Origin of the sequence: Pseudalgibacter alginicilyticus, from assembly GCF_001310225.1 — a bacterium.
In the GTDB taxonomy this organism is placed as follows: Bacteria; Bacteroidota; Bacteroidia; order Flavobacteriales; family Flavobacteriaceae; genus Pseudalgibacter; species Pseudalgibacter alginicilyticus.
In genome coordinates this window covers 3,442,302-3,455,318 of record NZ_CP012898.1, presented here as the reverse complement: position 1 = coordinate 3,455,318, position 13,017 = coordinate 3,442,302, and the positions used below count along the sequence as shown (strand labels likewise).

The 13,017-nt window shown below is 31.6% G+C and carries 11 protein-coding genes; 5 read left to right on the top strand and 6 right to left on the bottom strand.

The genetic code is table 11. The features are described 5' to 3' along the window. Window position 1 precedes the first annotated feature (1 nt). Window positions 2-493: a DUF192 domain-containing protein gene (locus tag APS56_RS14375; protein WP_054729786.1), complete on the top strand. Its 492-nt coding sequence runs from the start codon at window positions 2-4 to the stop codon at window positions 491-493. Window positions 494-518: 25 nt separating this feature from the next. Here the strand turns inward: APS56_RS14375 and APS56_RS14370 are convergent, their stop codons facing one another. The 3 genes from APS56_RS14370 to APS56_RS14360 all read right to left on the bottom strand — a co-directional run bounded on the left by APS56_RS14370 (window position 519) and on the right by APS56_RS14360 (window position 3,353). Beyond that, on the bottom strand, window positions 519-1,523 hold the full coding sequence (locus APS56_RS14370) for a DUF6695 family protein (protein WP_054729783.1): 1,005 nt from the start codon (window positions 1,521-1,523) through the stop codon (window positions 519-521). Beyond that, window positions 1,516-2,241 carry an NRDE family protein gene (locus APS56_RS14365; RefSeq protein ID WP_054729780.1) on the bottom strand — a complete coding sequence of 242 codons (726 nt, stop codon included), beginning with the start codon at window positions 2,239-2,241 and terminating at the stop codon, window positions 1,516-1,518. The genes APS56_RS14370 and APS56_RS14365 overlap by 8 nt, the downstream gene beginning before the upstream one ends. Window positions 2,242-2,375: 134 nt before the next feature. Beyond that, complete coding sequence (locus tag APS56_RS14360; RefSeq protein WP_054729777.1) at window positions 2,376-3,353, bottom strand: ThuA domain-containing protein; 978 nt, start codon at window positions 3,351-3,353, stop codon at window positions 2,376-2,378. Window positions 3,354-3,565: 212 nt separating this feature from the next. Between APS56_RS14360 and APS56_RS14355 the strand changes: the two genes are divergently transcribed. After that, complete coding sequence (locus APS56_RS14355; protein ID WP_054729774.1) at window positions 3,566-4,654, top strand: formylglycine-generating enzyme family protein; 1,089 nt, start codon at window positions 3,566-3,568, stop codon at window positions 4,652-4,654. A 223-nt stretch (window positions 4,655-4,877) separates the two neighbouring features. Here the strand turns inward: APS56_RS14355 and APS56_RS14350 are convergent, their stop codons facing one another. Then, the gene (locus APS56_RS14350) at window positions 4,878-6,371 is read right to left on the bottom strand and encodes a TrkH family potassium uptake protein (RefSeq protein WP_054729771.1); all 1,494 of its coding nucleotides are present in this window, start codon (window positions 6,369-6,371) and stop codon (window positions 4,878-4,880) included. Window positions 6,372-6,385: 14 nt separating this feature from the next. Then, entirely contained in the window at window positions 6,386-7,735 is a 1,350-nt protein-coding gene (gene trkA, locus APS56_RS14345; RefSeq protein ID WP_054729768.1) for a Trk system potassium transporter TrkA, read from the bottom strand. Window positions 7,736-7,912: 177 nt separating this feature from the next. Between trkA and ubiE the strand changes: the two genes are divergently transcribed. Continuing rightward, on the top strand, window positions 7,913-8,641 hold the full coding sequence (gene ubiE, locus APS56_RS14340) for a bifunctional demethylmenaquinone methyltransferase/2-methoxy-6-polyprenyl-1,4-benzoquinol methylase UbiE (RefSeq protein ID WP_098946183.1): 729 nt from the start codon (window positions 7,913-7,915) through the stop codon (window positions 8,639-8,641). Window positions 8,642-8,645: 4 nt separating this feature from the next. Next, window positions 8,646-9,374, top strand: coding sequence for a type IX secretion/gliding motility protein PorT/SprT (gene porT, locus APS56_RS14335; protein ID WP_054729762.1), 729 nt, complete (start codon window positions 8,646-8,648; stop codon window positions 9,372-9,374). Between the two features lie 82 nt (window positions 9,375-9,456). Here porT and APS56_RS14330 read toward each other — a convergent pair whose 3' ends face one another. Beyond that, window positions 9,457-10,179 carry a TrmH family RNA methyltransferase gene (locus APS56_RS14330; protein ID WP_054729761.1) on the bottom strand — a complete coding sequence of 241 codons (723 nt, stop codon included), beginning with the start codon at window positions 10,177-10,179 and terminating at the stop codon, window positions 9,457-9,459. 191 nt (window positions 10,180-10,370) lie between these two features. Here APS56_RS14330 and tamL point away from each other — a divergent pair, with 191 nt between their 5' ends. Continuing rightward, complete coding sequence (gene tamL / locus APS56_RS14325; RefSeq protein ID WP_054729758.1) at window positions 10,371-12,893, top strand: translocation and assembly module lipoprotein TamL; 2,523 nt, start codon at window positions 10,371-10,373, stop codon at window positions 12,891-12,893. The last annotated feature ends 124 nt before the right edge of the window (window positions 12,894-13,017 follow it).

Genomic DNA, 13,017 nt, shown 5'->3' with positions numbered 1-13,017 from the left:
GATGCATTTAAAAACTATTTCATTTCTAATTATTTTTAGTTTAATCTGCTTAAGTCATCAATCTTGCAGACAGGAAAGCAAAACAATTAAGCAAACCGAAGTAACTTTTAAAAAAGAAGCAGACCTCACTATTTACAAATCCAATACGGATTCAATAATAAAAAAATTAGATATTGAATTAGCAGAAACCGATTACGATATTCAAACAGGTTTAATGTACCGAGATACAATGAAAGAAAACCAAGGTATGTTGTTTATTTTTGAAGACGAAACAGAACGTTTTTTTTATATGAAAAACACCCGATTTTCTTTAGATCTCATTTATATCAACGCCAATAAAAAAATAGTTAGTTTTCAAAAAAATGCAAAACCATTTGATGAAGCTTCTTTACCTTCAAATGCACCCGCAAAATATGTTTTAGAAATTAATGCAGGTATGGTAGATGCTTGGAAGGTTTCTGTTGGAGATGATATTAATTTTACAAGAAATTAGATAACGTTCAACCTAAAATTTCTATTTATATAGCTACTATAGGTTTTCTATCAAACCTATAGAGTTTACCATTTTGCTGTATGTGAAAAAAAGCACAGTTGGAATAATGTACAAATTTATATTCTAAATCGTAATTAAAAGACACATCATCAACTACAAATCGGTCATAAACATCTATATGTCCATGTGGTGAAATGCGTTTAAAATCATACTCCAAATCATTACCTATAGTGTGTAATTCAAACCATGCCCCAGCTGCAATACCTGATAACCATTGTGCCTTTTCATGTAAACCATCAACTAATTTCGGTTTTAATGTTCCAACAAAATCAGTTCTATGATTTTTAAGTTTATCTAAAAAACATCTCAAATTTTCTAAACTTTGCGACCCCGTAAACTTAGAAATATCGCCAGAATTAGAGACCTCAAAAACAGCATCATTAGTATTAGCTAATAATACATTCCCAACTGTACTTGGAGTAAACCAGTTAGACTGTATTAACTTTTTTTTTATCGTTTTATTTGTTACTGAAGCAATTAAAGTATCTGTAACAAATCGAGCACAATTAGAGGCTTCTTTTTTAAAAGCAGCGTACCTAATAAAATGCTTTTCTTGCATCATCGTAATATAGGCTCTGGCTTTTTTATAATCTATTTCATCACACACAGACGCTATTAATATACCGTCGCCATGCGTTAATTTAGGCTGCATACTTAAAAATTTTAAAATGGCATTTAGATTAGTAATTTCACCATCTTTAACAATTGCTTTTAAAGGAAAGTCTAACTCGCAATCGGTGACTCTCCCACGTACTCTCCCATAAGGTTCTGAAGTGATATAACGTCCAAAATCATGATATTCTAAAACGCCGGTTTCTTTATCAATAAGTATTAATGCAGCGTGGCCAGCCCGTAGATGGCTCTTATTTCCAATACCAACAAACCTTAAATATGGAGAAAACCATTCATCAGAAACCATAACAATTGTTTCCGGATAGGCTAATATTAAAATAATACCCGTATTAATCATTGATAGTTTTAAGCATATAAAATGTTTTATGAGATACTTTTTTTTGATGAATGTTTTCGTAAAGCATTTCAACTTTAGTATTGGTTTTACTAACCTGAGTAATACTTGTTGTTTTTACAAAACCTCTATTCATAACTACGCCATAATCATTATTATCTTTTCCTGCCGTTTTATGAAATTGAAGTATTGAGTCTTGATTTAATACATTCTTAGTTTTAAAGACCTCAAACCACCCTGTGCGTTCTTGCATCATCGCTTGAGAATATAATGTAGACGATGACCAAATTTTTGGTTTTAATGGCAACTTAGTAAAATGTGACTTTTGCCCATCCCAAACCAATTCAAAAAAACGTAAATTTAAATTCCAATCTACAATTACCATGGTAAATGGCTCTATATTATTAAAGTTATAGGACACCACTTCTTGTTCAAGGTTATTAAATGCCATAAAATCTTTTGCAACAACACCTCTACTTTTCCTATAATTCAATTCACGCTGATGCATTATAAATCCACCATTAAGCACACAAACTAATCGTTCTTTATTACTAACACCAATCCATGTTCCTTCAGAAAGCTCATCTTTTGGAAATAGCATTTTTACAGTGCCTTCCACATAAAAATCTGGCAATGTTGCAACCCTATTAGGAGCTTCATCTCTATTTGATGTTAAAATAAAGTCATCATTCCCTTTAGGAACTATAGTTACTGTACACATAAAAACAATAATCTAAATACATTATAGCAACTTACAAAAAATTAAATTACCATTAAGGCACCCACCATTCCTTTTAAGTTCATAAAACGGATTATTAAATTTAATAAAAACCTAAACAGATAATCCTTGACTTTTTATTTAGTCCATTTTCTGGAACTTGAAGCAGTCTTGGTAGGAAAATCAATTGGAATAGGTTGTGTAACATTGCCCGTAGCTGCCCATTCTGCGCCACGATTAAAAGTAGTAATAAACCCAACACATTCTATTGAATAATCTGTATGCCCCAGTGTTGTATGGAAAACCCTTCCTTTTTTATAATTTATAGCCATAAGCATGGGCTGATGCGTTCCCTCAGAACTTTTTTCAACTTTAGAATATGCGGTTGCTAATACAGTCAAATTCTCAGCTGGCCCTCGTAATTTTTCATATAGTTCATCTTTAGCATGAAGCCAAGACATAGGCAATCCTTTCATGATTGGATGATTCGGCGCACGCGTATCTACTAAAAACTCCCGCTGTGGACCATGGCTACCACACTTTCCTTCAGAGGTATCGTACTTAAGATTACCATCATTATCATAATATACATAAGGGCCGCTTTCTGTATTTCTACCTCCCCAACCTCCTATGCCAATCATTTTATTAAATTCATCCCAATCCCCCCAAGAATTATCAGCTGCATGTACTACAACTAACCCTCCGCCATTAGCCATATATTTTTCAAAACTCTTTTTTGTATTATCAGGTAAATCAGAAGCTTTCCAACCTAAATTAGAAATAACAACATCGTATTTTTTAAATTTAGGGTTAAAATTTGGATCAAATTTTGGCTGCTTAACAGGTGTTGTTTTTTCTCCAGTTGCTAAAGGATATTTCTCTAAATACTCTTCACCTTGCCAAGTAAAAGCTTTTCTAACGATATCTACTTCAAACAAATTAGTTTCTTCTAAATAATCTTTCATCATCATAGTAGACTTAGGCCATATACCATGGTTGTTTTCACCATCCATAATCAATGCTCTTAGCTTCTTATGAGAATGTTGTGCATGGATACTAAAACTAAACGTTAAAATAATAATTATTAAAAAATTAAACTTTTTTAAGTTTGTCATTATACGATACATAAAAGATTAAAAAGTAAATATAACATTGTTATTCTAATAATAAAATGCAAAATCGTTAAAATAAACCTAATCAAAAAACAATATAACTATTAAAATCAAACAACTATTGAAAAGTTAAAAATCAATGAATACAGGTTATTGAATTTATATTAACTAAATAAAAGCTTAGTTTTGCTCAAATTAAATAAAATATATATTCAATGAGTATTAATAATTATATTGTCATTTTTCTTACAATTATTACATTTTTAGGGTGTAAACAAGACAAATCAAAAGCAAAACTACCAGTTGAAGAGCTTCAACAAAACATAGAAATTCCTGAAGCACCAGAAGGCATGGTTTGGGTACCTGCTGGTATATTTGAACAAGGTGCCGTACCTCAAGATCAAACAGCTATGCAACATGAAAAACCTAGACATTCTGTAAGTTTAGATGGTTTTTTTATTGATATAACGGAGGTTACTAATGCTCAATTTTCAAAATTTGTTGAAGAAACAGGTTACAAAACCATTGCAGAACGAAAAATTGATTGGGAAGCTATGAAATCTCAACTTCCAGAAGGTACTCCAAAACCACACGATTCTATCCTACAACCAGGATCATTGTTATTTAAAAAATCAAAATCAACAGTCCCTAATTTATATGATTTTTCACAATGGTGGGAATGGAGCATTGGAGCGAATTGGAAACATCCAGAAGGACCTGATAGCTCTATTAAAGGTAAAGATGATTACCCCGTAGTTCATATTTCTTATGAAGATGCACTAGCATATTGTGAATGGGCTGGAAGAAGACTTCCAACTGAAGCTGAATGGGAATACGCTGCAAGAGGAAACAAAAATGGCACCATATATTTTTGGGGCGATGATGCAAGTGAATTATCTAAAAGAGTAAACAGCTGGGAAGGAGAATTTCCTGTAAACAATACTTTAGAAGATGGGTATGAAAGAACAGCTCCAGTAAAATCATATCCGCCAAACAGTTTTGGCCTTTATGATATGGCTGGAAATGTATGGGAATTAACCAGTGATTGGTACAACTTAAACTATTATGAAGAGCTTGCTGCTTTAAAAACAACAACTAAAAATCCACAAGGAGCCACAAAAGCTTATAACCCTAACAACCCTTACATTCAAGAAAAAGTAATACGTGGAGGTTCTTTCTTATGTAGTGATTCTTATTGTGCGAGTTACCGAGTATCTTCACGCATGGGCTCTAGTATGGACTCCGCATCCGAACATGTTGGATTTCGAACTGTAGCAACTCCTGAAATGTTAATGAACCAATAAAAAACAATTTAAATTTAGACTAACCATCCTTTTTATTGTAAAAAAACTATTAATTAAAATAATTAATATGCAACGTTATTTTTGCTCTTCTTTAATAGACCGTTAAAAAGCACAAAAAATTAACTGTATAAACACTACTTGGAAGCGGTATACTATTTTAGATTCTTAAAAAGGACATAACGAAATCTTATCTTTACTTTTTAAAAATTAATTATATGAAGATTTAGCGATTACGCCAAAAGAAAGGAGTAAATAAAATTAGTACAGTAAATAACTCTAAACGTCCTATAAGCATTAAAAATGCAGACCACCACTGTGCTAAAGGAGGTAATGCAGCGTAATTATTTACAGGGCCAAAATTACCAAATGCAGGACCAACATTCCCCAAACTAGAAGCAGATAAACCAATGGCCGACTCAAAATCTATTTCAAACATAGAAAACACCAAGGCTCCAATGATAAATGACAGCATATAAAGAATAAAAAATGCTAAAACATTAAACACAATAAACCGGTTTATAGCCTTATTGTTATAACGAACAGGAACAATAGCGTTAGGATGAAGCGTTCGTTTAAACTCTAAAAATCCATTTTTAATCAGAATTAAATGACGCACTACTTTTACACCACCCGAAGTACTTCCGGCAGATCCTCCTAAAAACATGAGGCCAAAAAAGAAAACTACCAAAAATGGTGTCCATAAAGTATAATCAGCTGTTACAAAACCTGTAGTAGTAATTACTGATAACACTTGAAAAAGCGCATGCCTAAAAGTACTTTCTGCTTTACCTAAAACCATAGGATGATGAATGGATGATAGGCCTAAATCGGCTTTAAAAAAGATAATAAGTGCTGCTATAATAGAAAACACTGCCACAAATCTAAAGTATAGTTTAAATTCATCATCTTTAATTATTTTTTGAATTTTTCCTTTAAAAGCAAAATAACTTAAAACAAAATTTGACCCTGCCAAAAACATAAATAATATAATTATATATTGGATAAGCGGCTGATCATTCCAATAAGCAACACTTGCATTTTTTGTTGAAAATCCTCCTGTAGAAAGCGTTGCCATAGAATGGTTAATGGCATCAAAAAAAGTCATCCCTGCTAGTTTAAGAAGCAAAGTTTCCGCCACTGTGTATCCAAAATAAATCAACCAAAGTCTTTTTGCCGTATCTGTAATTCTTGGATGTAATTTATCAGCACTAGGTCCTGGTGCTTCGGCAGCAAATAGTTCCATCCCTCCTATTCCTAATAACGGTAAAATAGCAATAGCTAAAACAATAATACCCATACCCCCAATCCAATGAGTAGTACTTCTCCAAAACAATACGCCTTTAGGTATAATTTCAATATCATTTAAAATAGACGCTCCCGTTGTGGTATACCCAGACATGGTTTCAAAAAAAGCACTAGTAAAACTTGGAATACTTTCAGTCATTACATACGGTAAAGAACCTGACAATGACATAATTACCCAACCAAAGGTTACTATAATATAACCTTCGCGTTTATTCATTTCTTTTTTGTGTTTTCGGGTTAATAACATAGCAACAAGCCCTATAAAAACTGTTAAAACCCCTGCTTGAAGTATTTTGAAGGTTACCCCATCACTATAAATATAACTGATAAGTGCGGACAACAACATAAAACCACCATTAAATAATAATAGCAATCCTAAAAAATGAAAGATAATTTTATAATTGAGTTTCAAGACGTTGTATATTTTTAAAGGAATAGTTTTTCAACACGTTTAATAGATTGAAGTAAACAACAAACTACTACACGGTCTCCTTCTTCAATTTTAAAGTTACCCAATGCAATCATTCCAACACCATTTCTAATAATCCCACCAATAATAGCTGACCTTGGAAAATCAATAGATTTTATTGTTTTATTACAGACAGCAGAAGTTGATTTTACTTTAAACTCCAACAACTCCGCATTTAAATTATTAAGCTTTGTCATGGCTACAACTTCTCCTCTTCGGATGTACCTAAAAATGGTATTAGCGGCTAATAACTTTTTATTTATCAAAGTTTCAATACCTATAGAATGTGATAAGTCAAAATAATCCATATTTTCAACCAAAGCAATAGTCTTTTTAACACTTTTTGATTTAGCCACTAAACAAGACATTATATTGGTTTCAGAATTAGGTCCTACAGCAATAAAGGCATCCATATCACTTATATTTTCTTCTTCTAACAAATCAACATTCCGTCCATCACTATTGATAACTAACACCTTTGTCAGCTCATCTGCAAGCTCAAAAGCTCGATCTCTATTACCTTCAAAAAGTTTTACATTAAAACCTTTACTACTTAAATCCCGTGCTGTTTTATAACCTATTAAAGTACCTCCTAATATCATCACGTTTTTTATATCCCTGTTAGCTTTCCCTGTAAGTCTACAAAGTTCATCAGCACCACCTTCCGAAGTTATAAACACTACATTATCTCCACGTTTAAATTTAGTGTCTCCACGGGGAATTAATGTATATTGGGTTCCAAATCGCTGAATGGCAATAGGAACAAAATGTATTTCAGGAAAACTTAACGCAGCTTCTTTGACCGTTTTTCCAACAAAAGAAGCGGACCTTGTAAGCGTTAATCCCGCCATAGTAAGGGCACCATCTTCAAACTCATAAGTTTCGTTAAAAGACGATTGTTTTAATGATAATTCAATTTCAGCTGCAGCTAAAGCTTCAGGAGAAATCAACTCATCTATACCTAATTTTGTAAACCCTACCTCTCCTTTATAATGTATAAATTCTGTATTAGAAATCCTAGCAATGGTTTTTTCAGCGCCTAATTGCTTTGCCAATACACATGCCGTAATATTGGTAGTTTCACTAGATGTAACGGCTATAAATAAATTACAAGAATTTATCCGAGCATCTTTTAAAATAGAAATTGAAGTGGCATCACCCTTAATAACTCTAATATCCAAATGAGTATCAGCATAGGCTAAACTTGTTTTATTTGTATCTATTAAGGTAATTTCTTGAGATTCGTAAGATAACAACTTTGCTAAATGAAATCCTACCTCACCAGCACCCGCAATAATAATTTTCATTTTTTAATAATCATAAAAAGTGTAACAAAGATACTATAAAATAGATACAGCTAAATAAAAACAACCTTAATATATCTTTTCTATAAATTTCTCTTTACTTATTATATAGTTTCAGTATTACTTAATTCACTTTATTTTAAAGTAGAAATAAATTATGTAGGTTTGCCATAAAAATAGATTTTGACAAAAATTAAGCCTTATAAAAATAGTGATTTAGGAAAAAAAGAGCAAGTTACCCAAATGTTTGATACCATTTCTGGAGATTATGATGGATTAAATCGTGTTATATCCTTTGGAATTGATGTAAAATGGCGTAAAAAAGTTGTTAAGTTGGTAAAAGAAACTAAGCCTAACAGCATTTTAGACATTGCTACAGGAACTGGCGATTTAGCAATAGCATTAGCTCAAACTAGTGCTGAAAAAATTATTGGATTAGACATTAGCAGTGGCATGCTTGATATTGGAAAAGAAAAAATCAAGAAAAAAGGATTAGAAACAAAAATTGACATGGTTCTAGGGGATTCTGAAAATATGCCATTTGAAGACAATACTTTTGATGCCATTACCGTTGCCTTTGGCATTAGAAATTTTGAAACCTTAGAAAAAGGTCTCAAAGAAATATTTAGAGTTTTAAAACCTAAGGGTACCTTCGTGATTTTGGAAACATCTATGCCTACTAAAACCCCCTACCTTCAAGGGTATACGTTTTATACTAAAAATATTTTACCACTTATTGGCAAAGTGTTTTCTAAAGACAAAAGTGCTTATAAATATTTATGCGAATCCGCATCTATTTTTCCTTATGGCGAAGCTTTAAACAATATTTTGCGTAAAATTGGGTTTATTAATGTTAAAGATTTTCCACAAACATTTGGAGTGGCTACAATCTATACATCATCAAAATAATCTTATGAAACACTTCGTATTTATTTTATTCTTTTTTTTGTTTTCACAAAACACTAAAGCTCAACTATTCACAAAAGAAAAAGTGATTTACGATGCCAACCAAGGCCGAGGGACTACAGACAACAAATTTCTTCGTTGGGGGTATTTTTTAGGACTTAGCTCCTATGATTTTAATTTTGATTATAATAATGACATAAAGGATATTCATGTTAAAAGAAGCCCTGGTTTTAATGTTGGTTTGATTGGTAATTTACGTATTAACAAATATCTTGATTTACGCTTAGAACCTGGTTTATTTATTACCACAAGAGAATTAAATTACAGCCAAACCTATTTTAATGGTATGGCTCTAAATCAGTCTGATTTAATTCGTGAAGTTAAATCCACATACATACATTTACCTTTATTATTAAAAATTTCAACCAAGCGCATTAATAATTTCAAACCGTTTATTGTTGGTGGTTTTTCTACAGCTTTAAACCTTTCAAGCAACGAAAACAACCCAGACGACAATAGCAATGGCCAATTTAGAACCACTAAAAACTCCTTGTTTTATGAGTTAGGTTTTGGAATTGATTTCTATTTATTCAATTTTAAATTTACGCCTTCCATTCGTGGGCTTTTTGGAATTAATGATGAATTAGTTAGAGATGAGGATCCTTACAGCCCTTGGACTAGTAATATTGCTAATATGAAAACTCGTGGGGTTTTTGTAAACTTTACGTTTCAATAAAACTGAATTTTAAATAGCAAGAGCAACCTCAACGAAACTTACCTTTATTTCCTGTTCAAAATAAGATACGGCTTGCTCCATCTCAGCTTCCTCTTCTAAACTCACTTAATAAAACTGCTGTTGCTGTAGCTACATTCAAACTTTCTGTAGCTTGAACTTCCCCAAACCTTGGAATGGAAATTTTTTCGGTTATTATAGTCTCAATATTCTTTGAAATGCCGTTTGCCTCATTGCCCATTACCAAAACGCCATTTTCTGATAATATTTTTTGATACACATTCTCACCAGTCATAAAAGCCCCAAATACAGGTATTGTTTGATCTTTTAAAAATTTTTCCAAATTTACATAACTTATATTAACTCGTGAAATTGACCCCATGGAGGCTTGGATTACTTTTGGATTAAAACAGTCTACAGTTTCATGACTACACACCAAATCTTTTATTCCAAACCAATCACAAAGCCTTATAATAGTCCCTAAATTTCCTGGATCTCTCAAAGCATCAAGAGCAACAATCAATCCTTTCTCATAAATAGGCTTTGATTCTGGTATTTTAAAAATAGCTAAAGCAGTATTGGGTGTGGTTAAAAAACTAATCCGTTTTAAATCAGTTTTAGAAATTAATACTTCTCTTTTGGCATCAATATTGAAAGTTTCTGTGGTGTACAAAGCATGAAGCTCAAAATAAGATTGTAAAAGTTCATTAATTGTTTTAATACCTTCAACAACAAAAAAACCATGCTGTTGTCTATATTTTTTTTGTTTTAAAGACGTTATTAGTTTTATCTGGTTTTTAGATAGCATTATAAGCCAAATTTAAATTCGTTTTTATAATTTATAAAGAAAATGAAAAAAATACGATTAGCTTACAAGCAACATGATTAATTAAATATTTTTTTCAAAGTAAATAATGTATTTTTGACCTATTAATTAGGTTCTTTTCATTATTTCGATTAATAAAAAAAGCCCAGAATCTAATTTAACTAAAATTTCATTTGAAACTACAAGCTTTAAAAATAGTCATTCTTCTTTTTTGCTTCGGTCTATTTCCGTCGTGTAATTCAGTTAAAAGTATTGCAGAAAATGAGCATTTACTTACCAAAAATACGGTGATTATAAATGGACACAAAAACAATACGGAAACAATAGACAATCTTCTGTTTCAAAAACCCAACAGAAAATTATTGAATTACCCGCTGCGGCTACACATATACAATTTAGCCAGACCCAATATTGATTCTATAATACATTCTACAATCAATAAAAATCCAAAACGAAAAGAAAGACTTGAAAAGCTATTATCTGAAAAACAGTTGGATAAATATATTGATTCTCGAAAAGGCTTTAATAATTGGCTTAAAACTACAGGTGAAGCTCCAGTTATTGTTGACGAATCAAAAACAGAGAAAACCTTAAAAAACTTAAGAGATTATCATTTTAATAATGGTTGGTTTGATGCAAAAGCAACCTATACCATTGATAGAAAAGAAAATAAACGCGCTGAAGTAAATTATAATGTTATAACGGGTGCAGCCTATGTTATTGATTCTATTTCAAAACAAATAAAATCACCCATTATTGACTCATTATATACAACCATTAAAAATAAATCTTTTATTAAAATAGGCGAGCAATACAAAACCAATAATTTTGAAATTGAAAGAAACCGTATTTCAAATACCTTAAGAAATTCTGGAGTCTACCATTTTAATCAAGATTATATTACCGTAGAAATTGATACCATTGGCACTAACAAAAAAGTAAATGTAAATGTTCAAATTCAAGATAGAGCCATTAGAACTCCTGACTCTATAAGACGTGAACCTTTTAAAATTTATAAAATCAAGGATGTTAACATATACTCAAACACTAATTTTAGTAGTTTAAATGAAACCATTACGGATTCTATTTACTACAAGGGTTATAACTTATATAGTATTGGTAAAATGCAATTCAATCCTGAAGCTCTAACCGATGCAGTTTTTGTATCCCCAAGAAACATTTTTAAAGATATTGACAGAACTCGAACTTACAGATACATAAGTGAACTAAGAACTTTTAAATATCCAGACATTAAATATATTGAAAACGATGACGAGACGCTTACTGCTAATATTTACCTAACCCCATTAAAAAAATTCAATTTAGGCTTTAGCGCCGACGTTTCCAGAAGTGATATACAGAGTATAGGATTTTCATTAAACCCAAGTTTGCTAATACGCAACATATTTAGAGGCGCAGAAACGTTTGAAATATCTGCTATAGGAGCCATAGGTGCTTCCATAGATAGGAATAATCCTAATTCCAATTTTTTCGATATCAATGAAATTGGGCTTAATTTAAAATTAACTATTCCAAGAATATTCTCACCTTTCAATACCGATAAAATCATACCAAATTACATGTCGCCCACTACCCGTATCAGTTTAGCAAGTACCAGCCAAACCAATATAGGGCTAGATAAGCAAACTTTTATCGGCGCTTTTAATTATAGCTGGTTGCCATCTGCAAAAGTTACCAACAGACTCGATTTTTTTAGTGTACAATATGTAAGAAACTTAAATATTGGAAATTATTTCAAGGTTTACGGAACCTCATATAGTAGCCTAAATGACATTTCAAAAACATTAAATTATAACAATGGGAACGACTTAAATTACCCTGATGAAACAGATGATTTTATAAGTGATGTCCTAAATGAAAACACATCATTAACTCCTGATGATGAAAATTATATAACTGTTTCTGCTATAAATGAGCGCAAAGAACGACTAACAGAGAACAATCTTATTTTTTCTTCAAGTTATACTTACAACAAAAACACTCAAGAAAATTTATTTGACGAGAATTATTCCATATTTAATTATAAAATAGAATTGGCAGGTAATTTATTAGCAAATACTTCAAAACTATTAGGGCTAAAAAAAGATGAAAACGATCGGTATCAAATTTTTGATGTTGCTTTTTCTCAATATGTTAAAACCGAAATAGATTATATTAAACATTGGAATTTAGGTAAAAAAAATATATTAGCCATAAGAAGTTTTTTTGGTATTGCCATTCCTTACGGCAACTCAAACAGTATTCCTTTTGCCAAGAGTTTTTTTGCTGGTGGGGCTAACGACAATCGCGCTTGGTCACCTTACAGCTTAGGCCCAGGAAGCTCAGTAACAACCAACGAGTTTAATGAAGCCAACTTAAAACTACTTTTTAGTGCAGAGCATCGTTTTAATTTGTTTGGAAATCTTAATGGGGCGCTTTTTGTTGATGCAGGAAATATTTGGAATGTCCTTGACAATACTGAAACTGGACCAGCTACTTTAGACACTTTTAATGACTTAAAAGACATTGCTATGGGCTCTGGCTTTGGCTTGCGCTATGACTTTAGTTTTTTCGTTTTCCGCTTTGATGTTGGCTTTAAAACTTACGACCCTTCTTATCAAGGTAACAACCGTTGGTTTAATGATTATAACTTCACCAATGCCGTTTATAACATAGGTATAAATTATCCCTTCTAAATTTATTAATATCACAAAAACACTATAACGTTTTAGTTGATTTTTATGAGTTTCAAAGCCTAAAACCAGAGTAAATTGATTAAAAAATGATTACTTTTGATGATTACTAATATTTATTTAATCA

Excerpts from the sequence above, each read along its gene's own strand:
- APS56_RS14375 (WP_054729786.1), top strand. The coding sequence starts at position 2 with ATGCATTTAAAAACTATTTCATTTCTAATTATTTTTAGTTTAATCTGC.
- APS56_RS14370 (WP_054729783.1), bottom strand. The coding sequence starts at position 1,523 with ATGATTAATACGGGTATTATTTTAATATTAGCCTATCCGGAAACAATT.
- APS56_RS14365 (WP_054729780.1), bottom strand. The coding sequence starts at position 2,241 with ATGTGTACAGTAACTATAGTTCCTAAAGGGAATGATGACTTTATTTTA.
- APS56_RS14360 (WP_054729777.1), bottom strand. The coding sequence starts at position 3,353 with ATGACAAACTTAAAAAAGTTTAATTTTTTAATAATTATTATTTTAACG.
- APS56_RS14355 (WP_054729774.1), top strand. The coding sequence starts at position 3,566 with ATGAGTATTAATAATTATATTGTCATTTTTCTTACAATTATTACATTT.
- trkA (WP_054729768.1), bottom strand. The coding sequence starts at position 7,735 with ATGAAAATTATTATTGCGGGTGCTGGTGAGGTAGGATTTCATTTAGCA.
- porT (WP_054729762.1), top strand. The coding sequence starts at position 8,646 with ATGAAACACTTCGTATTTATTTTATTCTTTTTTTTGTTTTCACAAAAC.
- APS56_RS14330 (WP_054729761.1), bottom strand. The coding sequence starts at position 10,179 with ATGCTATCTAAAAACCAGATAAAACTAATAACGTCTTTAAAACAAAAA.